The following is a 25,892-nucleotide window of genomic DNA, read 5'->3' as shown; positions in this document are numbered from 1 at the left end:
CGTCAAGGACGACGCGGTAGATCACGCTGATTCAGATACCGTCGACGCGGCTCGCGCCGCTGCTACAGGGATTGCGCAGGCGTCAGGCATTGCCTCAATCGACCAGGGTCACCGCCCCTTTCATCATGGCCAAATGACCTGGGAACGAGCAGAAGAACAGGTACTTCTGTTCGGCCGACAGCTTCGATACATCGAACGACACCGAGTCCTTCTCCCCGGCACCGATGACCTTGGTGTACGCGATCACGCGCTCGTCGCCTTTCTTCAGGTAGCTGTTGTCGATACCGGCACTCATGCCGTCCATGGCGATGCCACGTGCATCCTCTTCCTTGCTCAACACCCAGTTATGCCCCATGACTTCCTTGGGCAGGCTGCCGGAGTGGGTCAGGTTGACGGTGAAGGTCTTGCAGCTCTTGCTGATCTCGATGGCCTTGGTGCCGAAGGTCATCTGGTCGGTCGAATCGACGGTGGTCGAACACTCGGCCGCCAGCAACTGACCACTGGCCAACGCGAGCACCGATACCGCTACAGCTTTTGCGAACATGTGAGTCTCCAGGCAGGGGGAAAGGCTACGGCGGCCATCATTTCATGATTGACCGTACACTGCAGCTATCTGCCAGCACTCAGACATTCGCTGTAAAGATTCGGCTCACGCCATCGGCAGGACGGTCACACGTACCTCGGGATCGTGTCCGCCTCCGCCTAGAATCACCCCGCGCAGCGGCGACACATCGCTGAAATCACGGCCCCAGGCCAGGGTGATGTGTTCCAGGCCCGGCTGGACATTGTTGGTCGGGTCGAAGTCGACCCAACCCAGCACCGGACAGAACACCGACACCCAGGCGTGCGAGGCATCTGCACCGATCATCCGCGGTTGCCCTGGCGGCGGCTGGGTCAGCAGGTAACCGCTGACGTAGCGCGCCGCCAGGCCCCGCGAGCGCAGGCAGGCCAGCATCAGGTGCGCGAAGTCCTGACACACGCCACGGCGGTTTTCCAGGACCTCGACCAGCGGGGTTGCCACCTGGGTGGCCGTGGCATCGAAGGTGAACTCGCCGAAGATCTTCTGCATCAACGCCTGCGCGCCCTCCAGCATCGGCCGGCCGGGCGGAAAGCAGCTCGCGGAGAAGGCCACGAAGCTCTTCTTCAGGCGCACGTAAGGGGATTCGAAGCGGTAGCGACAGGCTTGCAGCACATCCGCGCCCACGGCCTGGCCGCTGTAGCACAGGGCATCACGGGTGAGCTCCCAGCTCGGCGAGAGGGCAAACTCCAGCGGCGTGCGCGGCAGCACCTCGACATGCAGCCGGGCCCCAACCTTGAGCTCGTCATGGGGGCGCTCGAAGGCCAACCGCGTCAGCGGGTTGCCGAACACGTCGAGTTCATCGGTGCGCCGGGTCGGCTCGGGACTGATCGCCAGCGTCTGCTGGTGACAGCGCTGCCAGGCACAGGGCCTGGGCCACAGGTGCGCCAGCTGCTTGGCCAGCGAGACCGGACTGTCGTAGCAGTAACGGGTGTCGTGGACGATCTGGTAATGCGCGCTCATCACACCGACACCGTTTGCTGGCTGACATCATCGACATGGACGAAATGGCGCAACGCCAGACGGTCCGACACCTGCACGCTGACGCTGGCGATGTCCTCCAGCAAACCGCGCAGGCCATCGAGCACGTCGCGCACGCTGGCCTCACCGAACAGTGCGTTTTCCAGAGTGCCCAGATCGAAGCGGGTCACGCGCTCGATGAGCGGCTCCAGGGCGCGATCCACCGGCATGTCGAATTCGACGCTCAGGCGGCGTACGGCACGCGCCACCAGCTTGAGCTGGAACAGCACGGCATGGGGGTTCTGTGCGTCGAGCAGGAGCAGATCGAGCACCGGGATCAACTGCGGCACGGCCAGGTAGCGCGAGCGATAGGTAATGCTGCTGTTACCCAGTTCGAGCAGCCAGTCCAGGCCCGCCTGATCGTCCACCGCATCGCCGGCGATGAACGCCGACAGGCCGTTGCTGAGGAACTGCAGGCGTTCGATGCGCCGTCCGATCATCAGGAAACGCCAGCCTTCGTCACGGGTCATGTCATCCAGGGCGAAGCCGGACAACGCGGCCAGGTTCATCACCAGCCGGTTGAGAAAATCGAACAGTTCACCCAGGTCCGGCACTTCGGCGTCCAGGGCCAGAGACTCGCGCTGCAACTCGCCCAGCGCCTGCCAGTTTTCTCGCGACAGCTTGCCGCGCACCTGAAACGCTGCCCACTGCAGACGCTGCAGGTTGGCGCGCAGGCTGAACGCCCAGTCTTCACCGCGCAGCGCCATCAACAGGCGCTCGCGCAGCTCGCCCTCTTCGGGCAGCAGGTTGAGCTTCTCGGCCAGGTCGACCGCAGCCTGCAACGCCTGGGGATCATCGCCATCCAGGTAGCGGCCAAGAATGATCCGCAGCAGTCGCGCGTTACCGTCGCAACGCTCACAGTAACGACCGAACCAGAACAGGTTTTCCACCACCCGCGACGGCAGGTAGGGATCCATGCGTACCAGGTCGTGAGCACCAATGGTCCGCTGCGCGCGCCACTGCTCGCCGACCGGGGCGTGCTCGCCCAGCACCCAGGTGTCCTTGCTGGCACCGCCATGCTGCATCGACACCACGTCGGCGTCGGCGTCCGTCGCCACGCGGGTCAGGCCACCCGGCAACACCCGGTAGCCGTCGTCGGCGGCGACGGCGAACACGCGCATGCCAATCGCCCGCGGTTGCAGATCGTTACCCTGGCAATGCCAGACCGGCGCCTGGGACAGCTGCGCCATTTCCTGAGCCACGTAGGCATAGGGCCGTGCCTGAATGCGCTCGGTCAACGCCTGGCGCTGGGCCTCGTTCAGATCGCGGCCGAACACCGGGCCGAAATTCTGCGAAGGAAACGCAGGCTTGATCACCAGTTCGTCGAGTCGCTCGAGCGCCTGTGCCAGCACCGGCGGCTCGCCGCACCACCAGGTGGCGATGGAAGGCAGGATCAAGCTTTCGCCGAACAGCCGTTCGCAGATCCTGGGCAGAAAGCCCAGCAACCCGGGCGATTCGAGCACGCCGCTGCCCAAGGCATTGGCCACCATCACATTGCCCTGGCGCACCGCGTCCAGCAGACCGGGCACGCCCAGGGCCGAGTCGGTGCGCAATTCCAGTGGATCGCAGAAATCGTCGTCCAGCCGCCGCATGATCGCGTGCACCCGGCGCAGGCCGCTCAAGGTCTTCAGGTACACCGTGGCTTCGCGCACGGTCAGGTCACTGCCCTCGACCAGCGGATAGCCCAGCTGCCGCGCCAGGTACAGATGCTCGAAGTAGCTCTCGTTGAAACGCCCCGGTGTCAGCAGCACCACCAGGGGTGCTTCGTGGCCGCTGGGTGCCAGGCGGCTCATGGTGTCCTGCACGGTCCGGAAGAAACCGGCCATGTGCTCGACCTTGAGGTCGCGATACAGCTCGGGGAAGGTCCGCGACAGGCTCATGCGGTTTTCCAACGCATAGCCGGCGCCGGAAGGCGCCTGGGTGCGGTCGGCGGTGACCCACCAGCGTCCATCAGGCGTGCGAGCCAGGTCCGCGGCATACAGGTGCAGGAACGTACCCAGCGGAGGCTGCACGCCTTGGCACGGCCACAGGTAGTTGTTGTGCCCGAAGATCAGCTCGGCGGGCAACAGGCCCTCGGCGATGAGCGTCTGCGGACCGTAGACGTCGGCCAGCACGGCATTGAGCAGGCGTGCCCGCTGGGCGATGCCGGCGGCCACCTGACGCCACTCGTGGGCAGGAATGATGTGCGGCAGCAGGTCCAGCTCCCACGGCCGATCGGCACCCTTGGGGTCGGCATAGACGTTGTAAGTGACGCCGTTTTCCTGAATCTGCCGCGTCAACGAGGCCTGGCGCTGCGACAACTGGCCGGGGGCGCTGCGTTGCAGCTGCTCGAACATGCGCCGCCAGTGCGGCCGCACGCCGCCATCGGCTTCGAGCATTTCATGATAGGACCCGCCGGACAGCGAGTATCGGTCAAGCAGGTCAGACATGGCGAAGCTCGGAAGCAGCGTTTAAAGGAACGATTATCGCAGCCTGAACGGTGCACGGATACCGCCCAGGGGTCGCACTTCACCTTATGGACGGCGGCGCATGTCCAGGGTCATCGGCCAGTCATCGTCGACCTTGAGCGGTGGCAGCACCAGTGGGCCAGGGCTATGGCCAATGCGGAAGAAACGCGCCAGGCGCCTGCTCTGCGCTTCGTTGGCATTCACCGGAAGGCTTTGGTAATTGCGGCCACCAGGATGAGCCGCGTGGTATTGGCACCCGCCCAGCGAGCGCTGCGTCCAGGTATCGACGATGTCGAAGGTCAGGGGCACATCGGGCTGGCCAGTGGCATGCTCGTCATGAACGGGCTGCCAGGCGCGGTAGCGCACTCCGGCAACGAACTCGCCTGCACGCCCGGTCGCGGTCAGCGGCAAGGGACGACCATTGACGGCCAGTCGGTAACGATCCGACAGCCAGCCATTGACCCGCACCTGCAGACGTTCCAGCGCGCCACTGGCACTGCCGCGCGCAGGGCCGGGCTCCAGCGCGTGGCGCAATTCCAGTTCGATGCCGGCCACCGCGTAGTCACCGATCGTGGGAAAGCGAAATGCCTGTTGCGCAGCGAACCACCCGCTGTCTATCCCGTAGCCCGCCGCGTTGAGATCGTCGATCACCTCGGCGAAATCGCGCTCGATGAAATACGGCAGCATGAAGCGGTCGTGCAGTTGCGTACCCCAGCGGGTCAACCGGACCGGTGCGTAGGGCGTGCGCCAGAAACGTGCCACCAGGCAGCGCAGCAGCAATTGCAAAGCCAGGTTCATGCGCGCATGGGGCGGCATTTCAAGCCCCTGCAGCCGCAGCAGTCCCTGGCGTTCGCTGGGGCCCTCACCCTCCAATCTGACGATGCAGAACTGTGCACGGCGGGGGTCGCCGGCGACATCCACAAGCAGAGGGCGCAAAAGGCGGTCGATCAACCCTGGCGGGCATGGCGTACCGGGTTCGGGCAACTGCGCCAGGGCGATTTCCAGCTCGTACAGTGCATCGCCACGGGTCTCGTCCACTCGCGGGATTGGCCAATCCGAGCCGCTGAACAGATAGGTCAGCGCCGGGTGGTCATGCCAGTAGCCGATCAGGCTGCGCAGCAGGTCGGGCCGACGCAGGAACGGTGAATCCTCTGCAGTCTCGCCACCGAGCAGCAGCGCATTGTCCGCACCGGTCCCCACTTGCCGGCCGTCGACCCTGAACCGCTGGGTCTCCAGGCCGCTCTGTCGGGCCTGTTCATACAAGTGATCGATCTGCTCGACCGACTGCGCCCAACTCGTCGACGACGGCAGGTCGACCTTGAACACGCCTGGCGTCGAAGCGCTTTCGAACCGGCTTGGAGGCGGATCGTTTTTCGCGTCCAACTGCCCGTCACCCGCGCCTTGGATGGCCACGAAGGTCGGCTCGCTACCGATGTTCAGGCGCACATCCAACGCTTGCAGATCGGCATCGAGCCGCTGCCCCAACGCCTGCATGTCCGCCCATTGCAGCTCGCTGACTGGCCAGGTGACACGCGGCGTCTGCCAGATGCGCTGCACCGACATCCGGTGCGAAAACGTCACCTCGCACGGCTCCACTCGCCCGCTGATGGGCGCCGCCGACGAGGGCTCGGGGCTGCACGCCAAAGGAATATGGCCCTCGCCTGCGAACAAGCCGGAGGTGGCGTCCAGACCAATCCAGCCAGCACCAGGCAGGTACACCTCGCACCAGGCATGCAGGTCGGTGAAGTCGACCTCGGTCCCGGACGGGCCGTCCAGCGCCTGCTCGTCGGCCACCAGCTGGATCAGGTAGCCGGACACGAAGCGCGCCGCAATCCCCAACCGGCGCATCAGCTGCACCAGCAGCCAGGCAGAGTCACGGCACGACCCCGCGCCGGTCATCAGGGTGTGCTCGGGCGTCTGCACGCCTGGCTCCATGCGCAGCAGGTAGCGAATGTCCTGGCTGAGCTGCTGATTGAGCCTGACCAGGAAGTCGATACTGGGGATTGGCGTGCGGTCGATGCCGTTCAGGTACGCTTCGAACCGGGGCGTCAGGGCCAGGGTTTCCAGGTAGGGGGCCAGCTCGTGCTGCTCTTCATGGGTGTAGGCAAAGGGGATGCGCTGCGCGTGCGGTTCGAGAAAGAAATCGAAGGGATTGAACACCGCGATCTCGGCAACCAGATCCACCTCGATGCGCAACTGCGTAGCCTTTTCCGGAAACACCAGACGGGCCAGGTAGTTGCCCTGCGGGTCCTGTTGCCAATTGATGAAATGCTGCGCTGGCAAGACCTTCAGTGCATAGGAAAGCACGCGCGTACGGCTGTGCGGCGCCGGGCGCAGACGCACCACTTGAGGGCCGATCTCGATTTCACGGTCATAGCGGTAATGGGTGACGTGGTTCAGTGCGACATGAATCGACACGGCGTGCCTCCTGCGAGCCTGGAACGTGAGCAGCGCAAGACTCATGCCATACGGCCACAGCGGCCTTGGAGCGAGTCTGCGATGAAGGCTGGCTGCAAAAGAGTGCCGGGGCCTGGGCGCTGTATCAGCGTCGCATACATTGAGCGTGCCGTCTTGCGATAAACATGTATCGCGGCGCTGCGCTCCAGCGCCATTACTTTGCGGGCTCACCTCTTCAGAGACACCCGTATGACAATCGACGAACGCACCACCGAACACGAACCACTGCCGACCCCTGAAGCCGCTCGGCAAGAACCGCAGTTCGATACCCGCGACACCTGGCAGGCCTACCAACGAGAACATTACAAATGGCGAACCGGGCTGAGCACCGTCAACGACGCCGATATCCCCGCCGATGAGGGCGAACCGCCCGCGCCAGGCTTTGCCGATATCGTTCTGGAAGTGGCGCTCGGCATCCTCGGCTCGGGGCCTGGCGGTCAAGTAGGGCGAGTAACGACACGGCCCGCGGCATCTCGCCCGCCATTGCGGCCCACCTCCCTGCGACCGACCCTCACACCCAAACCACCGGCCACGGCGATCAAACCGTCAGCGACGAGCAGCGGATTCAAGACCAGCCAAAAACTGGCGAGTGCAATTGCCCGCCTGCGCAACGGCGCGCGCCTTCGGGCCAATGGCGACCTTGCCAATCAGGCCATCGCCAACCGTGCACCTCGCGAGCCTCATGCTGGAGCAACCGAGCTGTCGTTTCTCGAAGGCCTGTTGCAGCAGCGCGCCAACAGCAACGCCAGAGGTCCCGGGCAACTGCACTCAGTGGCTGAAATCCAGGCCCTGGACTTCGAAGTGCCGCAGCGGGTCTACCGTGGTCACATCGGCAACACCATTGAAAGCGCCGCAGTCAACGGGCTGGAGCGCGCGCCCGGCGGCAACCTGCAGGGCGATGACTATCTTGCGGCGATCATCATGCACACCGCTCGCCAGGGTGGGAGCAATGGAGAGGTGCTGTCGCTGAGCGCGCAGCGGGCCATCGCCAGTAAATTCGCCAAGGGCCGTGGTGCTCCTGTGTTCGAAATAGACACCACCCAGGACCCGACAGCCTTTCGCACCATCAACGATATTCTGCTGGCCGACTCGCAGCGGCTGATAGAAGCCAGAAAGGTGACACGCGCCACGGTGCTCAAGGCCATCGACAACATAGCCGTGCACCGCGAGTTCGAGGTTTTCTACGTACACGGGGACATTCCAGCCGGCTTCCTGGTGCCTTGAGAACGCCTTTCGGCGATCTCACCCGGCATCCAGGGCCATCTGCTATCTCAGCGTGGTAGCACCGGCTGGCGTGTAGGCTTCTTCTTGCCCTTGCCCGGCTTGGCTGCCTGCTGACGGTCCTTGGCGGCCTGCTTGCTGCGGGCTTCGGCGGCGGCCTTGGCCTGCTCGCGCTTGTCCCACGGCTTGGAGCCATCGCTGGCGCGCGGCGGCAAACCGGTGTGCTGGGTCAGGATGCGCGTTTCCTTGGCCACCTTGTGGCTGCCCGCAGGCGTGGAGTTCTTGCGCCGTGCGCTCTGGTAGGTGTCGGTAGCCGGCTGGTGCAACGGAATCAGCTGGTTTTTCCCTGGCCCGATCAGGTCGGCACGGCCCATGCGCTCCAGCGCCTCGCGCAGCATCGGCCAGCCCTTGGGATCGTGATAGCGCAGGAACGCCTTGTGCAGACGGCGCTGCTCCTCGCTCTTGACGATGGTCAGGTTGTCGCTCTTGTAGGTGACCTTGCGCAGCGGGTTCTTGCCCGAGTGGTACATGGCAGTCGCCGACGCCATTGGCGAGGGGTAGAACGCCTGCACCTGGTCGGCGCGGAAACCGTTGCCCTTGAGCCACAGCGCCAGGTTCATCATGTCTTCATCAGTGGTGCCCGGGTGGGCAGCGATGAAGTACGGGATCAGGTACTGCTCCTTGCCCGCCTCTTTCGAGAACTTCTCGAACATGCGCTTGAACCGATCATAAGAGCCGATGCCCGGCTTCATCATCTGGTTCAGCGGACCTTCCTCGGTATGCTCCGGGGCGATCTTCAGGTAGCCGCCGACATGGTGCGTCACCAGCTCCTTCACGTACTCCGGCGACTCGACAGCCAGGTCATAGCGCAGGCCCGAGGCGATGAGGATCTTCTTCACGCCCGGCAGTGCCCGCGCGCTGCGGTACAGCTGGATCAAGGATGAGTGATCGGTATTGAGGTTCGGGCAGATACCCGGGAACACGCACGACGGCTTGCGGCACGCGGATTCGATCTCCGGGCTCTTGCAGGCGATGCGGTACATGTTCGCGGTCGGCCCGCCCAGGTCGGAGATCACCCCGGTGAAGCCCGGCACCTTGTCGCGGATCTCTTCGATCTCGCGAATGATCGATTCTTCGGAACGGTTCTGGATGATCCGCCCTTCGTGCTCGGTGATCGAGCAGAAGGTACAGCCACCGAAGCAGCCACGCATGATGTTCACCGAGAAGCGAATCATGTCGTAGGCCGGGATCTTCTGATTGCCGTACGCCGGGTGCGGGACCCGGGCATAGGGCATGCCGAACACGTAGTCCATTTCCTCGGTGGTCATGGGAATGGGCGGCGGGTTGAACCACACGTCCACTTCGCCATGACGCTGCACCAGTGCGCGGGCATTACCAGGATTGGTTTCCAAATGCAGCACGCGGTTGGCGTGGGCATACAGCACGGCATCGCCACGCACTTTCTCGAAGGACGGCAGACGGATGACGGTCTTGTCCCGCGTCATCCGTGGGCTGGCGAGGATCTGCACCACCTTGGCTTCGTTGGGGTCCTCGACATTGCCCTTTTCCTGCTCGATAGCGCAGGCCTGGGTGTCCTGGGTGTTCACGTACGGGTTGATGATCTTGTCGACCTTGCCCGGCCGGTCGATACGGGTCGAGTCGACTTCGTACCAATCCTTGGGCGTATCGCGGCGAATGAACGCGGTGCCGCGGATATCGGTGATCTCTTCGATCTTCTGGCCATAGGAAAGCCGCTGGGCCACTTCGACGATGGCGCGTTCGGCGTTGCCGTACAGCAGAATGTCGGCGCAGGCGTCGATCAGGATCGAATGACGGACCTTGTCCTGCCAGTAGTCGTAGTGCGCAATCCGGCGCAGCGACGCCTCGATCCCACCCAGCACGATCGGCACGTGCTTGTAGGCTTCCTTGCATCGCTGGCTGTACACCAGGCTGGCGCGATCAGGGCGCGAGCCGGCCAGGCCGCCGGGCGTGTAGGCGTCGTCGGAGCGCACCTTCTTGTCGGCGGTGTAGCGGTTGATCATCGAGTCCATGTTGCCGGCCGCGACACCGAAGAACAGGTTCGGCTCGCCCAGCTTCATGAAGTCATCCTTGGACTGCCAGTTCGGCTGGGCAATGATGCCCACGCGAAACCCCTGGGCTTCCAGCAGCCGGCCGATAATGGCCATGCCGAACGACGGATGGTCGACATAGGCATCACCGGTGACGATGATGATGTCGCACGAATCCCAGCCAAGCTGATCCATCTCCTCCCTGCTCATGGGCAGGAAAGGCGCTGGGCCGAAGCATTCGGCCCAGTACTTGGGATAGTCAAAAAGCGGCTTGGCTGCTTGCATGTCGATGACCGTATGAAAAATCGCGGGCGCGGAATATAGCACAAAAAACAACCAATTCCGATGGCTTTAGTCAGAAATAGGCGGCGAAGATATTTATCCGGTAGACCTGATCAACCGCAGTGACCCTTTCGCGGGCAGAGCCCGCTCCCACAAGAAGCGGCGCTGCACACGGCTCCTGTGGGAGTGGGTTCTACCCGCGAAGGGGCGCTGTACGCAGCTCCTGTGGGAGCGGGGTCCATCCGCGAAGGGGCGCTGTACGCAGCTCCTGTGGGAGCGGGTTCTACCCGCGAAGGGGCCGTACCTGCAGGATCACTATTCGTCGTCGTCGAAGTTGTAGCTGCCCGGCGCAAGGTTCTCGAAGCGGGTGTACTTGCCGATGAACGCCAGGCGAATGAAACCGATCGGACCGTTACGCTGCTTGCCGATGATGATTTCGGCAATGCCCTTGTGCTCGGTCTCCGGGTGATACACCTCGTCACGGTAGACGAACATGATCACATCGGCGTCCTGCTCGATCGCCCCGGATTCACGCAAGTCGGAGTTCACCGGACGCTTGTTCGGCCGCTGCTCAAGCGAGCGGTTGAGCTGCGACAGCGCCACCACCGGGCAATTGAATTCCTTGGCCAGGGCTTTCAACGAGCGCGAGATCTCGGAAATCTCGTTGGTACGGTTGTCACCGCTGGAGCCGGGGATCTGCATCAACTGCAGGTAGTCGATCATGATCAGGCCGATCTCGCCGTGCTCGCGCACTAGGCGGCGTGTCCGCGCACGCATTTCCGACGGGCTAATGCCCGCCGTATCGTCGATGAACAGCTTGCGATCGTTGAGCAGGTTGACTGCCGACGTCAGCCGCGGCCAATCGTCGTCGTCCAGGCGGCCCGAACGCACCTTGGTCTGGTCGATGCGCCCCAGCGAAGAGAGCATACGCATGATCAGCGAATCGCCCGGCATCTCCAGCGAGTACACCAGTACGGCCTTCTCGCTGCGCAGCACGGCGTTTTCCACCAGATTCATGGCGAAGGTGGTCTTGCCCATGGACGGACGGCCGGCGACGATGATCAGGTCGGCCGGTTGCAGGCCGCTGGTCTTCTCGTCGAGGTCGGTATAGCCGGTGGACAGGCCGGTAATGGCCGCATCGGTATTGAACAGCGTGTCGATGCGGTCGATGGCCTTGGTCAAAAGGTCGTTGACGCTCACCGGCCCGCCCGTCTTGGGCCGTGCCTCGGCGATCTGGAAGATCTGCCGCTCGGCCTCGTCGAGAATCTCGGCCGCGTTGCGTCCCTGCGGATTGAATGCGCTGTCGGCAATCTCGGTGCTGATGCTGATCAACTGGCGCAGGGTGGCACGCTCGCGCACGATCTGCGCGTATGCCTTGATGTTGGCCACCGACGGCGTGTTCTTGGCCAGCTCGCCCAGGTAGCCCAGGCCACCGACCTGAGTACCCTGCCCTTCCTTGTCGAGCTGTTCGTGCAGGGTCACCACGTCGAACGGAGTGTTCTGATCGGCCAGCTTGGCGATGGCGCGGAAGATCAGGCGGTGGTCATGACGATAAAAGTCGCCGTCCGAAACCTGATCGAGCACGCGCTCCCAAGCGTTGTTGTCCAGCATCAGGCCACCGAGCACGGCCTGTTCGGCCTCGATGGAATGCGGGGGCACCTTGAGGGCAGCGGTTTGCAGGTCGTATTGCTCGGGAGCGGATATCTCGTTCATGGCCACTTGGAATTAGGGTTGCAGAAAAACAGCTTCTTCAGAAAAACAAAGGGCACGGCCTGTAAACAGGTCGTGCCCGATGTTAAACCGCCTGGCACCCGAGGTGCCAGCCGACTTATGCAGCTACTACGACAACGCGTACGGTAGCTTCAACGTCGCTGTGCAAGTGCACGGCTACGTCGTATTCGCCAACGTTACGAATGGTGCCGTTCGGCAGACGCACTTCAGCTTTGGCCACTTCGACGCCGGAGGCGGTCAGGGCGTCAGCGATGTCGTGGGTGCCGATCGAACCGAACAGCTTGCCTTCGTCGCCAGCGGTGGCAGTGATGGTCACTTCCAGCTCAGCCAGTTGGGCAGCGCGAGTTTCGGCCGAAGCCTTCTTGTCGGCAGCTGCTTTTTCCAGCTCGGCGCGACGCTCTTCGAACGCAGCCAGGTTGGCAGCGGTCGCAGCGGTAGCCTTGCCGAATGGCAGCAGGAAGTTACGGCCGTAACCGGCCTTAACATTTACCTTATCGCCCAGGTTGCCCAGGTTGGCGACTTTTTCCAGCAGGATCAGTTCCATTTGGTATAAACCTCTTAACTTTTAACCTTCACCGTTCGCGGAATCGCTATCGGTGCCTTTCGGCCCGATTCGGCCGCGAAAATCAATCAGGCTGTCGACAATGGCCAGGACCACGAGCAACGGATAGATCAGCTGCATGAACAGCACGAGCGTGACGTACATCCCTACGAGCCAGAACTTGCCCAGCTTGCCCGCCTTGACCAGCCCATGCATCAGGGCCAGCCCGGCGAACACCAGCGGTACGCTGCACAGCGGCGTCAACATGGCCATCTGAGGTCCGAAGTTCGGACCGATGAGCATGCACGCCAGCAGCAGGACCGCTGGCCAGAGTGGAATGCGAATGGCGCGAAACTCGCTGCCGAAACCACCAGGGTTGTACAACGCCGCCTGCCAGTAACGCCCCAGCATCAGGGCTGCCACGCTGACGACTTGCAACAGGGCCGCTATCAGTCCGTTGAGTACCGGTGCAATGAGGTTGCCGAGGTTTGCCCGCTCTTCCACCGACATCTGCTGGTAGAGACCACCGAGCATCTGCGGCAGGCGTTCGTTCAACGCCTGCGCCAACGCTTCGATGGGTTCGCGAAACACCACACCCAACAACACTCCGTACACCAGCCCCAGCGCTATGCTGGCCAGCAGCACGCGATTCCAGGCCCATCCCGCGCGCAACAGCGCCGCGAGCCCCAGCGCGCCCAGCAACACCATCAAGGTGCGCGGTTCGCCGAAATACCACCAGGCCAGAGCCGGCAGCAGAGCCCAGACGAGGACGCCAAAAGCGTCACTCATGCCGCGCCGCAGGTACACCAGGCACGCTGCGGCAGCACTCAACCAGAACAACAGCGGCAATGCCGCACATCCGACCACAACCAGTGTGGCCTGCATGCGACCGCGCATGATGAAATCAGCCAGGGCACGCATGCGTATCTATCCTTTTACTACTTGTCGACAACCCGGTCTCAGCGGCCGTGGCTGTCGGTGTAGGCCAGCAGGGCCAGGAAGCGGGCGCGCTTGATAGCGACGGCCAGCTGACGCTGATAACGAGCCTTGGTACCGGTGATACGGCTTGGAACGATCTTGCCGGTTTCGGATACGTAGGCTTTCAGAGTGTTGAGATCTTTGTAGTCGATCTCCTTCACATCTTCAGCGGTGAAGCGGCAAAATTTACGACGACGGAAGAAACGTGCCATGTAATGGGCTCCTCAAAAGGTCCGTGGATTACTCGTCAGCGTTATCGCTGGCGTCGCTGTTGTCGCTGTCATCGCCATCGGCGTTGTCAGAGTGCTCAGGACGGTCACGACGCTCACGGCGCTCGCTGCGGTTTTCTTCTGCCTTGAGCATCTCGGACTGGTCGGTGACGGCTTCGTCGCGACGGATGACAAGGTTACGGATCACGGCATCGTTGTAGCGGAAGTTGTCTTCCAGCTCGGCCAGGGCCTTGCCGGTGCACTCAACGTTCAGCATCACGTAGTGAGCCTTGTGAACGTTGTTGATGGCGTAGGCCAGTTGACGACGGCCCCAATCTTCCAGACGGTGGATCTTGCCGCCGTCTTCTTCGATCAGCTTGGTGTAACGCTCAACCATGCCGCCGACTTGCTCGCTCTGATCCGGGTGGACCAGAAAGATGATTTCGTAATGACGCATGAATGCTCCTTACGGGTTGTAGCCTGCCGCCAGAGCGGTCAGACAAGGAGTGAATGACATTGTATGTCTTGCTGGGTGGTGCGCCGGTAAATGCGCACAAGTGCGCCAGCCATCACGGCAAGGGGCGCAATTGTAGAGAAGGGGTTGGGGGGAAGCAAGAGGATTGGTGAATATTTGAACAGCGGCGGCAATGTCTCTGCCACCGCATTCGCGGGCGGAGCGCTCGCCGCCCGCCCCACATATCGGTCATATGTGTGGGAGCGGGCTCTGCCCGCGAAGGGGCCAGCTCGGTCGGATCACTTCTTTTTGGCGTTACGCTGCCGAACCGCTTCGAACAGGCACACCCCGGTCGCGACCGACACGTTCAGGCTGCTCACGCTGCCGGCCATCGGCAGTTTCACCAGGTAGTCACAGTGCTCGCGGGTCAGGCGGCGCATGCCCTTGCCCTCAGCCCCCATGATCAGGATGGTAGGCCCGGTCAGGTCCTGCTGGTAGATCTCGACTTCCGCCTCGCCAGCGGTGCCCACGACCCACAGGCCACGCTGCTGGAGCTTTTCCAGGGTACGTGCCAGGTTGGTCACCGCCACCAGCGGAATCACTTCCGCCGCGCCGCAGGCCACCTTGCGCACGGCCGGCGTGAGGGTGGCGGACTTGTCCTTGGGCACGATCACGGCCAGCGCTCCGGCCGCATCGGCGGTGCGCAGGCAGGCCCCCAGGTTGTGCGGATCGGTCACGCCGTCCAGCACCAGCAACAGGGGCGGGCCGTCGGTGCGGTCGAGCAACTCATCGAGCATCGCCTCGCCCCACACCTGGCTGGGGCTGACTTCCGCCACGACGCCCTGATGCACGCCTTCGACCCAGGCATCCAGCTCACGACGCTCGGCCTGGCCCACCGAAATGCGATTCTGCGTGGCCAGTTCGACCAAGGTCTGTACCCGCGGCTCGCTGCGGCCATCGGACAACCAGATCTGCTTGACCCGTTTCGGGTGATGACGCAACAACGCTTCCACGGCGTGCACGCCGTAGATCTTTTCCAGCTGACTCATGACTTGGCCTTGGGTTTGCGGCTGCCCGACTTAGACGGACCCTTGCGATGCTTGCTCGGTTTGGAATCGCCTCCAGCACTGCTGCCAGCGCTGCCGCGGCTGTTGCTGGCCTTGGCCGAGCCGCCCTTGGCTGCGTCGGCCAGCAAAGCCTTCTTCATTTCCCGGCTCTTGCGCACTTCGGCATTCTTGGCCGCGGCGTCCGATGCCCGGTAGACCTCGTCGCTTTCGGCCTTGCGCTTGCTCGGTGCCGAGCTGCGCTTGGCCGAAGCAGCTGGCTTCTCGGCAACGGTTTTTTCCACGGCAGGCGTGGTCGGGTAGCTTTTAGGCTTGCCCGCTGGCGCATCGGCCTTGCGGTTCTTGCGACCGATCGGCTGATTGAGCGTCGCTTCGCCAATGCCGAAATCGATCTTGCGCTCGTCCAGGTCGACCCGCATGACCTGCACTTCGACCGTGTCGCCCAAGCGGAAATTGCGCCCGGTGCGCTCGCCGGCCAGGCGATGGTGGATCGGATCAAAATGGTAGTAGTCGCCCGGCAGCGCGGTGACGTGCACCAGGCCTTCGACGAAGATGTCGGTCAGCTCAACGAACAGGCCGAAACCGGTCACTGCCGTGATCACGCCCGGGAAGGTTTCGCCAACGCGATCCTTCATGAACTCGCACTTGAGCCAGTTGACCACGTCACGGGTGGCTTCGTCGGCCCGACGCTCGCTCATCGAGCACTCTTCGCCCAACTGCTCCAGCGCGGCTTCGTCGTACGGGTAGATACGCGCCTTGGGAATGGTCGGGGCACCGGCGCGCTTGACGTGCGGGGTATCCTGCTTGGAGTGGATCACGCTGCGGATCGCCCGGTGCGTGAGCAGGTCGGGATAGCGACGGATCGGCGAAGTAAAGTGGGTGTACGCCTCGTAATTCAGGCCGAAGTGGCCATGGTTGTCGGCGCTGTACACCGCCTGGCTCAGGGAGCGCAGCATCACGGTCTGGATCACGTGGAAATCCGGGCGACCCTGGATGGTTTCCAGCAGCGCACGGTAATCCTTTGGCGATGGACCGTCCTTGCCCTTGTTCAGCGACAGACCAAGCTCGCCGAGGAAGGCACGCAGTTTTTCCAGACGCTCCGGCGGCGGGCCGTCGTGAACGCGATACAGGGCCGGAATCTCGTGCTTCTTGAGAAACTCGGCGGTGGCCACGTTGGCCGCCAGCATGCATTCCTCGATCAGCTTGTGGGCGTCGTTGCGCACGGTCGGCTTGATCTCGGCGATCTTGCGCTCGGAGCCGAAGACGATACGGGTTTCCTGGGTCTCGAAATCGATGGCGCCACGCACGTGACGAGCCGACAGCAATACCTTGTACAGCGCATACAGCTGCTTGAGATGGGGCAGCACTTCGCCGAACTCGCCGCGCAAGGCCTTGGCCTCGCTGGTGCGCGAGTGCTCGAGCATGGTGCTGACCTTGTTGTAGGTCAGACGCGCGTGAGAGTGGATCACCGCTTCATAGAAGCAGTAGTCGGTCATCTCGCCGGTCTTGGAGATGGTCATCTCGCAGACCATGGCCAGGCGGTCGACCTTGGGGTTCAGCGAGCACAGGCCGTTGGACAGCTGCTCGGGCAGCATCGGGATCACGCGCTCGGGGAAGTACACCGAGTTGCCACGCACCTGCGCCTCGGCATCCAGTGCCGAGCCCAGTTTCACGTAGCTGGAAACGTCGGCGATGGCGACGTACAGAGTCCAGCCGCCATTGAACAGGCGCAGCTTGCTCTTGGCTTCGCAATAGACGGCATCGTCGAAGTCGCGGGCGTCTTCGCCGTCGATGGTGACGAACGGCAGGTGGCGCAGGTCGATGCGCTTTTCCTTGTCCTTGTCTTCCACCTGAGGCTTGAGCTTGGCGGCTTCCTTGAGCACGGCCTCGGGCCATACATGGGGAATGTCGTAGGTGCGCAGGGCTACATCGATTTCCATGCCCGGGGCCATGTAGTTGCCCAGCACTTCGACGATGTCACCCTGGGGCTGGAAGCGCGCGGTGGGCCAGTGGGTGATCTTCACCCCGACGAACTGGCCGATCTTCGCAGCGCCGTGGCGGCCGGGGGTGATCAGCACTTCCTGCTGCACCTTGGGGTTGTCCGGCGTCACGAAACCGATGCCGCCTTCTTCGAAGTAGCGGCCAACGATGGTTTCATGAGCACGGGACACCACTTCGACGATCACGCCTTCGCGGCGGCCGCGACGGTCCAGACCGGAGACGCGGGCCAGGGCACGGTCGCCGTCGAACACCAGACGCATCTGCGCCGGGCTCATGAACAGGTCGTCGCTGCCGTCGTCGGGAATCAGGAAGCCGAAACCGTCGCGGTGGCCGCTGATGCGGCCGGCGATCAGGTCGAGCTTGTCCACCGGGGCATAGGTGCCGCGGCGGGTGTAGATCAATTGCGCATCGCGCTCCATGGCTCGCAGACGGCGGCGCAAGGCTTCCAGTTGGTCCTCGGTGGTGAGGCCGAACTCGTCCACCAGCTCCTCGCGGCTGGCGGGGGAGCCGCGCTCGTCGAGGTGCTTGAGGATCAGCTCGCGGCTGGGAATGGGGTTTTCGTATTTTTCCGCTTCACGAGCGGCCTCGGGATCGAGGGTCTGCCAATCGGCCATTAGAGAGAATTCACCTTGTCTATATAGGCGTTAGTTTGGCATACGCGTATTGAAACGGGAAATTTCAGGCGCTGCCTGCCAGTTAAAAGCCCTGCCCCGAGGTCGAAAACAGTGTCCGGGACGCCACTGCAGAATTTTAGTCGATTTTTCTCGCTAGAGGGGTTTACAGCACAAAGAGCGCTCCGTATAGTGCGCGCCATCGACAACGCACAGCGTTGCAGATGCTGCCCAGATGGTGAAATTGGTAGACACGCCAGCTTCAGGTGCTGGTGACCTTACGGTCGTGGAAGTTCGAGTCTTCTTCTGGGCACCAATTCATGACACGAGATTACAACAATCTTGCGTCACTCACAAAAACCCGCGAAAGCGGGTTTTTGCGTTTCAGGCCTCCGCGCGCCCTGCACGATGATTTGAATTAACAAAATCAAAACAGGGGTTTACAGATCAAAAAGGCCGCCGTATAGTGCGCCCCATCAACGGCGTACAACGCTGCTGATGCTGCCCAGATGGTGAAATTGGTAGACACGCCAGCTTCAGGTGCTGGTGACCTTACGGTCGTGGAAGTTCGAGTCTTCTTCTGGGCACCAATTCTTCACAAGAACCCGCGAAAGCGGGTTTTTGCGTTTTCGGGTTTCGAAAATCCGTCCTCTCTCTCCGTATCCACGGCGCACCCTTCGCGGCCGATGACCGCTCCTACAGCGGGCTCGTACGGCGCACGAGCACCTGAGAACCCATATCGTTTACAATTGTTTCAAGATTCCGCTGCCCTGCCGTAAGGAAGTAGTCCATGACGTCTCGAAACCCCCGGTCCCTGCTACGTGCATTGGCTGCATGCCTGCTGAGCACCGCCCTGGCCGTTCCATTGGCCCAGGCCGCCGACAAGGTCGAACTGACCCTCTACAACGGTCAGCACAAGGAAATTGGCGAAGCCATCGCCAAGGCCTACGAGGCCAAGACCGGGATTCATGTCAATGTCCGCAAGGGCAGCAGCAATCAACTGGCCAGCCAGGTGATGGAGGAAGGCGAACGCTCTCCAGCAGACCTGATCTACACCGAAGAGTCCCCGCCCCTGAACAACCTGGGCGAAAAAGGCTTCCTGGCCAAGACCGACGACAGCACCCTGAACATGCTCCCGCCCGAGTACGTCGCCAAGGACGGCTCTTGGATAGGCGTGACCGCTCGCGTACGGGTTGTGGCCTACAACCCAAAGCTGATCGACGAAAAGGACCTGCCTGAAACGGTGCTGGAATTCGCCGAGCCGCAATGGCAGGGCAAGGTCGGCTTCGTACCGACCAGCGGCGCCTTCCAGGAGCAGGCCGTTGCCATCATCAAGCTGCACGGGCGAGAAGCTGCCGAAGAATGGCTTACCGGCCTGCGCGCCTTCGGCAAGACCTACACCAACAACATGGTCGCCCTCAAGGCAGTGGAAAACGGCGAAATCGCCACCGTGCTGGTGAACAACTACTACTGGTTCGCACTGCAGCGCGAGAAAGGCCAACTCGACTCCAAGCTGCACTACTTCAGCAACGGCGACGCCGGCGGCCTGATCACCATTTCCTCGGCTGCGGTCCTCAAGTCCAGCAAGCACCCACGCGAGGCCCAGGCACTGCTCGCCTACATGGCCAGCGAAGAGGGCCAGCGCGTGATCACCCAGACTACCGCTGAATACCCGCTGCACAAAGGCATGGTCTCGGATCGTGGCCTCAAGCCATTCGACGAATTGCAGGCACCTGCCATCACCCCGGCGGACATCGGCAATGCCGAGGACGCGCTGGACATGGAACGGGACGTCGGCCTGAATTGATCACCCCCTCTGTCAGTGTCACGGGGCGGCGCAAGCGCCCCTCGATCTGGGTGCTCGCGCCCGTCCTGCTGCTGGTCGGACTGAGCCTGCTGCCCCTGCTCTACGTCGGCCTTAAAGCATGGCAGGCCGGCTTGCACGAAGCGATCAGGTTGCTCTGGCGCCCCTACGTCCTGCGTTTGCTGGGCAACACCCTGATGTTGATGGCTGGGGTGACCGCGGCGTGCGTGGTGATCGGTGTGAGCCTGGCCTGGCTGCTGGAGCGCAGCGACCTGGCCGGTCGGCGGCTTTGGGGCGTGATCCTGTGCCTGCCGTTCGCGGTCCCCGCCTTCGTCAGCGGCTTCACCTGGGTTTCGTTGAGCTCTGGATTCGAGGGGTTGGGCGGCGCCATCCTGGTCATGACGCTGTCGAAATACCCACTGGTGTTTCTTCCGGTCGCGGCGACGCTGCGCAATCTGGATACCTCGCTGGAAGAGTCAGCCCGTACGCTGGGGCAGAACCGCACCGGTGTGTTCTTCAAGGTGACCCTGCCGCTGCTGTGGCCTGCAGTGCTGGGCGGGGCACTGCTGATCGCGCTGCACATGCTGGTGGAGTTCGGCGCGCTGTCGATCATGGGATTGCAGACCTTCACCACGGCGATCTACCAACAGTTCGAGCTCGAATTCAGCAATACCAATGCGGCGATGCTGTCGGCGCTGCTGCTGGTTCTGTGCCTGTTGCTGCTGTGGCTGGAGCTGAGGGTGCGGGGTACCGCGCGCCACATCCGTACCGGTCAAGGCGCAGCCCGCCGGGCAACACCGTTGCGGCTGGGGCCGTGGTGTGTAGTGGCGCAGCTGTACTGCCTGCTGCTGGTGGCCGTCGGCAGTGGCGTGCCGCTGGGCATGCTGGGGTATTGGCTGGTGAAAGGATCGTCGGCCGCCTTTCCGGTGGCGGCCATTGGCGAGGCGTTGCTGACCTCGCTGTCACTGGCGTTGGGTGGTGCGGCGTTGTGCCTGGCATTGGCATTGCCCGTCGGTTTGCTGGTCGTGCGCCATCGCGGCCGCTTGGCGATCTGGGCGGAACGTTTGCCGTACCTGCTGCATGCACTGCCCGGACTGGTGATCGCCTTGACCCTGGTGTATTTCGCCCTGCACTACGTTCCGGCGATGTACCAAACCACAGGTTTGCTGTTGCTGGCCTACGCACTGCTGTTTCTGCCCCTGGCGCAGGCGCCTGTCCGTAATGCTTTGAACAAGGCTGCGCCCCAGCTGGAAGAAGCTGCGCGCACGCTGGGTGCTACGCCCTTCACGGCGTTCTGCCGGGTGACGTTACCCATCATTTTCCCGGCCATGGCGGCGGCATTCGCGCTGGTGTTCCTGGACGGCATGAAGGAACTCACCGCCACGCTGGTTCTGGCCCCCACCGGCATGACCACCCTGGCAACCGAAGTGTGGTCACACACCTCGAACATGGAGTTCGCCGCTGCCGCGCCCTATGCGGCCTTGCTGATCCTGATCTCCGGGGTGCCGGTGTACCTGCTCACGACTCGCATGTACCTGAGCCACACACGTTAGGCCCTCCTGTAGGAGCGGTCCGTGGCCGCGAAAAGGGCAACGCGGTTCGTCAGGTAGACCGCAATGCGCCTTTCGCGGCCTATGACCGCTCCTACAGGCGGGCATCTAGGCGCGGAACTGACCCAGGCTGGCTTTCAGCTGGGCCGCGAGCTTGTCCAGTTCTCGGCTGCTGGCCGTGGTTTGCTGCACGGCGAAAGCCGCTTTCTCTGCCTGCGCATGAATCACCTGCACCCTGCCCTTCACAGCCTGCGCGCCGCGGGCCTGCTGCTCGGCGGCCTGGGTCGCCAGGCCGATCGCCGCGTGTACCTGCTCCACCGAAGTCTGCACCGCCTGCTGCAGCCGCGCGCTGTCGCGCAGCACCGCCAGACCTTCGTCCGCCTGACGTCCGGCCTGGCCGATGGCCGCCACTGCCTCGCGCGCGCCGGCCTGCAAAGCGCCGATATGGGCTTGAATGTCGCCGGTCGAACTCTGCGTCTTGCTCGCCAGCGCACGCACCTCGTCGGCCACCACAGCGAATCCACGTCCGGTTTCACCGGCTCGTGCCGCTTCGATGGCGGCATTGAGCGCCAGCAGATTGGTCTGCTCGGCGATTCCGTGGATCACCGTCAACACCACCTCGATCTGCTGACTCTGCTCGGCCAATCGCTCGATCACCTTGGACCCACTCTGCACCTGCCCGGCCAACGCTTCGATCAAGCCGCCGACTTGTTGCGAGGCCCGAGTGTTGTCGTCCGTGGCCTGACGGATCTCCGCCACTTGTTGCAAGGCCGACTGCATCGCCTGACTCTCGGCCTGGGCCTCATCGGCCATCTGCGACAGGTCTTGCAGGCTCTGCGCCACTTCATCGCGCTGCAATTGGGCGGCATCGTCGGCCCCCGCATTGCGCTGGGCCATGCTGCCAATCTCGACTCCGGTCTTGTGCGCCACCTCGCCCGCTTCGCGAACGATGGGCTGCAGCTTGTCGACGAAACGGTTGACGGCCGACGCCATGTCGCCGATCTCGTCGCGGCTGTGAATCGCCACCCGCTTGGTCAGGTCGCCTTCCCCCGCAGCCAGGTCATCCAGCGCGCCGACCAGCAGGCGCAGGCGATGCACCACACGACGGCCCAGCACGGCGGCCAGCACCACCAGCATGGCCAGCCCTACCAGGGCCAGGCACAGCCCGATGCGCCAGCGCAACTGAGCCGCAGCGTCCTGCACTGTGCTGTGGGTATTGGCCTGCATGGTCGCTGCCGCCGATTCTGCCGACTGCAGACGGGCCTGCAGGGCCTTGGCGCTTTCGGTCGAGGCGCCTTGCAGACTTTCGCCCACCAGTTGCCCGGCACTAGCAATCAGCGCAGCAAAACGCTTGTCGAGTTCGGCTACCTGCGCTTCGACGCCCGTGCGCGAAACGGCCATCAATACACGACCGATCTCCACGCCGTTGGGATTGATCGAGGCTTCGACATAGATCACCCCAGGATCATTCCTGGCCGCATCGAGCACCTTGTCCAAAGCACGCTCACCGGCTCCCTTGGCCATCAGCGCCTGGTTGATCGGGTTGTCGCGATTCAGGTAACGGGTCAGGTGCTCGCCCTGCGCGTCGTTGTAGATCACGAACAGCACGTTGGGATTGCGCTGAGCGCGGCGGGCGAACTCGGACAGCGTCGGTACATCGTTGTCCCACATGGCCCGCGGCGCGACCGAGGCCAGCAGCTCGGCCATATCGGTGGCCGAATCCTGCAGGTCCTTGTCCAGGGTCGCTCGAATCTGCGCCTGTTCCTGGGTCAGGCGCGCCGACAAACCGGCACTCAGGCGCTGACGCGTGTTCGCGGAAAGACTTTCGAGCCCGGAGGAGACCTCCGCACTGGCGCTTTGCAGTTCCCCTGTCAGCCGCTGGCTGTCCTGGGCCATGCGCTGATCCAGGTCGGCTTCGAGTGCAGTGACGGTGCTTCGGGTCAGCGCAATGGCGGCCAGCACCTGCACCAAAAGAGCGATACCCAAGGCAATGAAAACCGGACGCAGCAAGCGGCTGCGCAGAAGAGAAAGGACAGCGGACATGTGGATCCCCTTTTTATTGACGCCATCGTAATACTGGCACCTGATTCGGAATCACACAGCAAACGCCGTGCCGGACGGCCGACCTGTCCCTGAAACGACAAAAGGCCCCGAAGGGCCTTTTGCTGTGATGCACGAACCGCTATCAGCCGAACGGATGACGCAGCACGATAGTCTCGTTGCGATCAGGACCGGTCGAGATGATATCGATCGGTGCGCCGATCAGCGCTTCGACACGCTTGATGTAGGCACGGGCATTGGCTGGCAGCTCTTCCAGGGTTTTGGCACCCACGGTCGACTCGGACCAGCCCGGCACTTCTTCGTACACTGGCTGCAGGCCTACGTAGCTGTCGGCGTCGGTGGGGGCAACGTCATTGCCTTCTGCATCTTTGTAGCCGGTGCAGATGTTGATGGTTTCCAGACCATCGAGTACGTCCAGCTTGGTCAGGCAGATGCCCGAGATGCTGTTCACATCGATCGCGCGGCGCAGGATGACAGCGTCGAACCAGCCACAGCGACGGGCACGGCCGGTGGTTGCGCCGAATTCATGGCCCTGTTTGGCCAGGTGCGCGCCGACGTCGTCGAACAGCTCGGTCGGGAACGGACCCGAACCTACACGGGTGGTGTAGGCCTTGGTGATGCCCAGGATATAGTCCAGGAACATGGGGCCTACACCGGAGCCGGTCGCCACGCCACCTGCGGTGGTATTGGAGCTGGTCACGTAGGGGTAGGTGCCGTGGTCGATGTCCAGCAACGAACCCTGGGCGCCTTCGAACATGATGTCTTTGCCAGCGCGACGCAGTTCGTGCAGCTCGGCCGTCACGTCCAGCATCAGCGGCTTGAGCAGCTCAGCGTATTCCTTGCACTCGGCCAAGGTCTTTTCGAACTCGATGGCCGGCTCTTTGTAGTAACCGACCAGCATGAAGTTGTGGTAATCCACCAGTTCACGCAGCTTGTCTTCGAAGCGCGGCATGTTGAGCAGGTCGCCCACGCGCAGGCCGCGACGTGCAACCTTGTCTTCGTACGCCGGGCCGATGCCGCGGCCGGTGGTGCCGATCTTCAGCTCGCCACGGGCCTTTTCACGGGCCTGATCCAGCGCCACATGGAAGGACAGGATCAACGGGCAGGACGGGCTGATACGCAGGCGCTCGCGCACCGGTACGCCCTTCTCTTCCAGCTTGGTGATCTCGCGCATCAGAGCGTCGGGTGCAACGACCACGCCGTTGCCGATCAGGCACTGCACGCCTTCGCGCAGCACGCCCGAAGGAATCAGGTGCAGGACGGTTTTCTCGCCGTCGATCACCAGTGTGTGGCCAGCGTTGTGACCGCCTTGATAGCGCACTACCGCGGCAGCATGTTCGGTCAGCAGATCAACGATCTTGCCTTTGCCCTCATCACCCCATTGGGTGCCCAGGACTACGACATTCTTACCCATAACACTTGTCCTCATTCGCGCAAACTTGGTGCCGGCAGCGGCCGGCAGGAATACTCAAGAGGCCAGTGGCAGCACTTGCCATTGCCCGTTCTGCTGAATCAATTGACGGTCGCAATCTGCCTCGCCAGCAGCTTCGATCGTCTGGCCCGGCAGGGCCTGGACCACGCGCTGGCCCTCGCGGCGCAGCTGGCAGACCGCCTGCCACAGTGCTGCATCAGTGCTATCGGGCATCCAGACGCCACCGCACGGCAGTTCGATTCGAGCCTGGCCCAGGGTGACCAGGGACTTGAGGTCCGTGGAAAATCCGGTAGCCGGGCGAGCGCGGCCGAAATCCGCGCCGATGTCGTCGTAGCGGCCGCCCTGAGCGATGGACTGGCCCATGCCTGGAACGAACACGGCAAACACCACGCCGGTGTGATAGTGATAACCGCGCAGTTCGCCCAAGTCGAAGTACAGCGGCAATTGCGGAAAACGCAACGCCAGGCGCTCGGCGATCGTCAGCAGGTCGTCCAGCGCGGTCAGCACCGCCGCCGGGGCATTGGCCAGGCGTACCTTGGCCTGGGCCAGCACTTCCCGCCCGCCACACAGCCCGACCAGAGCTCGCAGCATCTCGGCCAGATCGGCCTGCAGCCCTTCGGTCAGGGTGATCACTTCGTCGATGGCCTTGCGCTGCAGGGCATCGAACAGCTGTTGCTCGACATCCCCCGACAGGCCCGCCGCGCGAGCCAGGCCACGGTAGATACCGACATGCCCCAGATCCATGTGCACGTCTGGCACATCGGCCATTTCGAGCATGGTCAGCATCAGGCTGATGACTTCCACGTCGCTGCTGGGGCTGGCATCGCCATACAGCTCAGCACCCAACTGGATAGGGCTGCGCGAGCTGGACAGGGCGCGAGGCTGCGCATGCAGGACACTGCCGGCATAGCACAGACGGTTCGGCCCTTCACGACGCAAGGTATGCGCATCGATACGCGCCACCTGGGGCGTGATATCGGCACGGAAACCCATCTGCCGACCCGATTGCGGGTCGATCACCTTGAAAGTGCGCAGGTCAAGGTCCTGGCCGGCGCCGGTCAGCAGCGATTCGAGGTATTCGATATGCGGAGTCACGACGAACTCGTAACCCCAGCTCTGGAACAGGTCCAACACCTGGCGCCGCGCGACTTCGATGCGCGCAGCCTCAGGCGGCAGTACTTCTTCGATGCCATCTGGCAGCAGCCAGCGGTCTACCGTTGCCATTACGCCTTTCCCCTATGATCCGGGTGGCCTGCCGTCGGGCTAGCCTTGAGTGAAGCAGAAATCGCCCACCGCAAGCACGTCGCGGGGCAATGTCCTCATGAACCGGGCCTATGAATCGGCCAATCGATCTTGCAGACGCAAAAAAGCCGGGAATTTCCC

18 protein-coding genes and 2 tRNA genes are annotated in these 25,892 nt (G+C 63.0%); 5 read left to right on the top strand and 15 right to left on the bottom strand.

The window, feature by feature from the left end:
- Positions 1-94: 94 nt before the first annotated feature.
- The 4 genes from azu to QMX89_RS14520 form a co-directional block, all read right to left on the bottom strand.
- The gene (gene azu / locus QMX89_RS14535) at positions 95-544 is read right to left on the bottom strand and encodes an azurin (RefSeq protein ID WP_049862019.1); all 450 of its coding nucleotides are present in this window, start codon (positions 542-544) and stop codon (positions 95-97) included.
- Between the two features lie 105 nt (positions 545-649).
- Positions 650-1,540: a transglutaminase family protein gene (locus QMX89_RS14530; RefSeq protein WP_282348722.1), complete on the bottom strand. Its 891-nt coding sequence runs from the start codon at positions 1,538-1,540 to the stop codon at positions 650-652.
- A complete protein-coding gene (locus tag QMX89_RS14525; protein ID WP_282348721.1) occupies positions 1,540-4,026 on the bottom strand; it encodes a circularly permuted type 2 ATP-grasp protein in 2,487 nt (828 codons plus the stop codon). Before QMX89_RS14525 ends, QMX89_RS14530 begins: the two co-directional genes overlap by 1 nt.
- An 84-nt stretch (positions 4,027-4,110) precedes the next feature.
- Complete coding sequence (locus QMX89_RS14520) at positions 4,111-6,462, bottom strand: transglutaminase family protein (protein WP_282348720.1); 2,352 nt, start codon at positions 6,460-6,462, stop codon at positions 4,111-4,113.
- Positions 6,463-6,690: 228 nt separating this feature from the next.
- Between QMX89_RS14520 and QMX89_RS14515 the strand changes: the two genes are divergently transcribed.
- Positions 6,691-7,725 (top strand): hypothetical protein, encoded by a 1,035-nt coding sequence (locus tag QMX89_RS14515; protein ID WP_056844366.1) that lies wholly within the window; start codon positions 6,691-6,693, stop codon positions 7,723-7,725.
- A gap of 47 nt (positions 7,726-7,772) precedes the next feature.
- On the opposite strand, the gene QMX89_RS14510 is transcribed toward QMX89_RS14515, so the two are convergent.
- The 8 genes from QMX89_RS14510 to rnr all read right to left on the bottom strand — a co-directional run bounded on the left by QMX89_RS14510 (position 7,773) and on the right by rnr (position 17,665).
- Complete coding sequence (locus QMX89_RS14510) at positions 7,773-10,076, bottom strand: YgiQ family radical SAM protein (RefSeq protein ID WP_049862024.1); 2,304 nt, start codon at positions 10,074-10,076, stop codon at positions 7,773-7,775.
- Between the two features lie 312 nt (positions 10,077-10,388).
- Positions 10,389-11,786 (bottom strand): replicative DNA helicase, encoded by a 1,398-nt coding sequence (dnaB, locus tag QMX89_RS14505; protein WP_049862025.1) that lies wholly within the window; start codon positions 11,784-11,786, stop codon positions 10,389-10,391.
- Between the two features lie 115 nt (positions 11,787-11,901).
- A complete protein-coding gene (gene rplI, locus QMX89_RS14500; RefSeq protein WP_043191123.1) occupies positions 11,902-12,348 on the bottom strand; it encodes a 50S ribosomal protein L9 in 447 nt (148 codons plus the stop codon).
- A gap of 21 nt (positions 12,349-12,369) precedes the next feature.
- Positions 12,370-13,266 carry a hypothetical protein gene (locus QMX89_RS14495; RefSeq protein WP_049862026.1) on the bottom strand — a complete coding sequence of 299 codons (897 nt, stop codon included), beginning with the start codon at positions 13,264-13,266 and terminating at the stop codon, positions 12,370-12,372.
- 38 nt (positions 13,267-13,304) lie between these two features.
- Positions 13,305-13,535: a 30S ribosomal protein S18 gene (gene rpsR, locus QMX89_RS14490; RefSeq protein ID WP_008368574.1), complete on the bottom strand. Its 231-nt coding sequence runs from the start codon at positions 13,533-13,535 to the stop codon at positions 13,305-13,307.
- 28 nt (positions 13,536-13,563) lie between these two features.
- Positions 13,564-13,989: a 30S ribosomal protein S6 gene (rpsF, locus tag QMX89_RS14485; RefSeq protein WP_056844368.1), complete on the bottom strand. Its 426-nt coding sequence runs from the start codon at positions 13,987-13,989 to the stop codon at positions 13,564-13,566.
- A 296-nt stretch (positions 13,990-14,285) separates the two neighbouring features.
- Positions 14,286-15,035 (bottom strand): 23S rRNA (guanosine(2251)-2'-O)-methyltransferase RlmB, encoded by a 750-nt coding sequence (rlmB, locus tag QMX89_RS14480; RefSeq protein WP_049862028.1) that lies wholly within the window; start codon positions 15,033-15,035, stop codon positions 14,286-14,288.
- Complete coding sequence (rnr, locus tag QMX89_RS14475; protein WP_282348717.1) at positions 15,032-17,665, bottom strand: ribonuclease R; 2,634 nt, start codon at positions 17,663-17,665, stop codon at positions 15,032-15,034. The genes rlmB and rnr overlap by 4 nt, the downstream gene beginning before the upstream one ends.
- A 226-nt stretch (positions 17,666-17,891) precedes the next feature.
- Here rnr and QMX89_RS14470 point away from each other — a divergent pair.
- From QMX89_RS14470 to QMX89_RS14455, 4 genes are all read left to right on the top strand, one after another.
- Positions 17,892-17,978, top strand: a tRNA-Leu gene (locus tag QMX89_RS14470).
- A 187-nt stretch (positions 17,979-18,165) separates the two neighbouring features.
- Positions 18,166-18,252, top strand: a tRNA-Leu gene (locus QMX89_RS14465).
- 200 nt (positions 18,253-18,452) lie between these two features.
- Positions 18,453-19,469 carry an extracellular solute-binding protein gene (locus QMX89_RS14460; protein ID WP_282348716.1) on the top strand — a complete coding sequence of 339 codons (1,017 nt, stop codon included), beginning with the start codon at positions 18,453-18,455 and terminating at the stop codon, positions 19,467-19,469.
- A complete protein-coding gene (locus QMX89_RS14455) occupies positions 19,466-21,019 on the top strand; it encodes an iron ABC transporter permease (protein ID WP_282348715.1) in 1,554 nt (517 codons plus the stop codon). The genes QMX89_RS14460 and QMX89_RS14455 overlap by 4 nt, the downstream gene beginning before the upstream one ends.
- Positions 21,020-21,124: 105 nt before the next feature.
- Here the strand turns inward: QMX89_RS14455 and QMX89_RS14450 are convergent, their stop codons facing one another.
- The 3 genes from QMX89_RS14450 to QMX89_RS14440 all read right to left on the bottom strand — a co-directional run bounded on the left by QMX89_RS14450 (position 21,125) and on the right by QMX89_RS14440 (position 25,733).
- Positions 21,125-23,059 carry a methyl-accepting chemotaxis protein gene (locus QMX89_RS14450; RefSeq protein ID WP_282348713.1) on the bottom strand — a complete coding sequence of 645 codons (1,935 nt, stop codon included), beginning with the start codon at positions 23,057-23,059 and terminating at the stop codon, positions 21,125-21,127.
- A 142-nt stretch (positions 23,060-23,201) separates the two neighbouring features.
- A complete protein-coding gene (locus QMX89_RS14445; RefSeq protein ID WP_282348712.1) occupies positions 23,202-24,491 on the bottom strand; it encodes an adenylosuccinate synthase in 1,290 nt (429 codons plus the stop codon).
- Positions 24,492-24,545: 54 nt separating this feature from the next.
- Positions 24,546-25,733 (bottom strand): ATP phosphoribosyltransferase regulatory subunit, encoded by a 1,188-nt coding sequence (locus tag QMX89_RS14440; RefSeq protein WP_049862033.1) that lies wholly within the window; start codon positions 25,731-25,733, stop codon positions 24,546-24,548.
- Between the last annotated feature and the right edge of the window lie 159 nt (positions 25,734-25,892).

Source organism: Pseudomonas sp. PS01301, from assembly GCF_029960215.1.
Classification (GTDB): domain Bacteria; phylum Pseudomonadota; class Gammaproteobacteria; order Pseudomonadales; family Pseudomonadaceae; genus Aquipseudomonas; species Aquipseudomonas coleopterorum.
This window is presented reverse-complemented; position numbering and strand designations above follow the sequence as displayed.

Excerpts from the sequence above, each read along its gene's own strand:
- azu (WP_049862019.1), bottom strand. The coding sequence starts at position 544 with ATGTTCGCAAAAGCTGTAGCGGTATCGGTGCTCGCGTTGGCCAGTGGT.
- QMX89_RS14530 (WP_282348722.1), bottom strand. The coding sequence starts at position 1,540 with ATGAGCGCGCATTACCAGATCGTCCACGACACCCGTTACTGCTACGAC.
- QMX89_RS14525 (WP_282348721.1), bottom strand. The coding sequence starts at position 4,026 with ATGTCTGACCTGCTTGACCGATACTCGCTGTCCGGCGGGTCCTATCAT.
- QMX89_RS14515 (WP_056844366.1), top strand. The coding sequence starts at position 6,691 with ATGACAATCGACGAACGCACCACCGAACACGAACCACTGCCGACCCCT.
- QMX89_RS14510 (WP_049862024.1), bottom strand. The coding sequence starts at position 10,076 with ATGCAAGCAGCCAAGCCGCTTTTTGACTATCCCAAGTACTGGGCCGAA.
- dnaB (WP_049862025.1), bottom strand. The coding sequence starts at position 11,786 with ATGAACGAGATATCCGCTCCCGAGCAATACGACCTGCAAACCGCTGCC.
- rplI (WP_043191123.1), bottom strand. The coding sequence starts at position 12,348 with ATGGAACTGATCCTGCTGGAAAAAGTCGCCAACCTGGGCAACCTGGGC.
- QMX89_RS14495 (WP_049862026.1), bottom strand. The coding sequence starts at position 13,266 with ATGCGTGCCCTGGCTGATTTCATCATGCGCGGTCGCATGCAGGCCACA.
- rpsR (WP_008368574.1), bottom strand. The coding sequence starts at position 13,535 with ATGGCACGTTTCTTCCGTCGTCGTAAATTTTGCCGCTTCACCGCTGAA.
- rpsF (WP_056844368.1), bottom strand. The coding sequence starts at position 13,989 with ATGCGTCATTACGAAATCATCTTTCTGGTCCACCCGGATCAGAGCGAG.
- rlmB (WP_049862028.1), bottom strand. The coding sequence starts at position 15,035 with ATGAGTCAGCTGGAAAAGATCTACGGCGTGCACGCCGTGGAAGCGTTG.
- rnr (WP_282348717.1), bottom strand. The coding sequence starts at position 17,665 with ATGGCCGATTGGCAGACCCTCGATCCCGAGGCCGCTCGTGAAGCGGAA.
- QMX89_RS14460 (WP_282348716.1), top strand. The coding sequence starts at position 18,453 with ATGACGTCTCGAAACCCCCGGTCCCTGCTACGTGCATTGGCTGCATGC.
- QMX89_RS14450 (WP_282348713.1), bottom strand. The coding sequence starts at position 23,059 with ATGTCCGCTGTCCTTTCTCTTCTGCGCAGCCGCTTGCTGCGTCCGGTT.
- QMX89_RS14445 (WP_282348712.1), bottom strand. The coding sequence starts at position 24,491 with ATGGGTAAGAATGTCGTAGTCCTGGGCACCCAATGGGGTGATGAGGGC.
- QMX89_RS14440 (WP_049862033.1), bottom strand. The coding sequence starts at position 25,733 with ATGGCAACGGTAGACCGCTGGCTGCTGCCAGATGGCATCGAAGAAGTA.